Annotated in this window: 1 protein-coding gene; it reads left to right on the top strand. The window is 63.0% G+C overall.

Annotation, left to right across the window (positions count from 1 at the left end):
* Nucleotides 1-112: 112 nt before the first annotated feature.
* The coding region (locus EPD66_RS23905) for a DNA adenine methylase (protein ID WP_185961613.1) at nucleotides 113-522 on the top strand (410 nt) is incomplete at its 3' end.

Here is a 522-nt window from a genome sequence, read left to right as displayed (position 1 = left end):
GGCGGGGGCTTGGGCGTTGCCGCGCCCAAAGCCGCGAGTGGGGACCTCGCACGATCAAGAGATCATCCCGCCACCTCTGCAGAGGCGGGAACAGAAATGGAACATTTATCCAATGGAGTCGAGTCCTACTTCCAAAGCGCTGTCCCCTGTCGCTGCTTATGTCGGCGGCAAGCGCAATCTTGCCTCGCGCCTCGTCACCTTGATCGACGCCACGCCCCATGACACCTATGCCGAGGCATTCGTCGGCATGGGGGGCGTCTTCCTGCGCCGCCGTCGGGCGGTCAAGGCAGAGGTGATCAACGACGCCTCGCGCGACGTGGCCACCTTCTTCAGGATCTTGCAGCGCCACTATCCCCAGTTCATGGATTGCCTGCGTTTCCAGATCACCAGCCGCGCACGCTTTGAGCAGTTGCGGCAGACCGATGCGGAGACGCTGACCGATCTGGAGCGGGCGGCGCGCTTTCTTTACCTGCAGAAACTGGCCTATGGCGGCAAGGTCGCCGGTCGCACCTTCGGCGTTGA

Origin of the sequence: Telmatospirillum sp. J64-1 (assembly GCF_006980715.1) — a bacterium.
GTDB classification, from domain to species: domain Bacteria; phylum Pseudomonadota; class Alphaproteobacteria; order Rhodospirillales; family Magnetospirillaceae; genus Oleiliquidispirillum; species Oleiliquidispirillum nitrogeniifigens.
The sequence above is the reverse complement of the archived record's forward strand: the minus strand, read 5'-3'. Positions and strand labels throughout refer to the sequence as shown.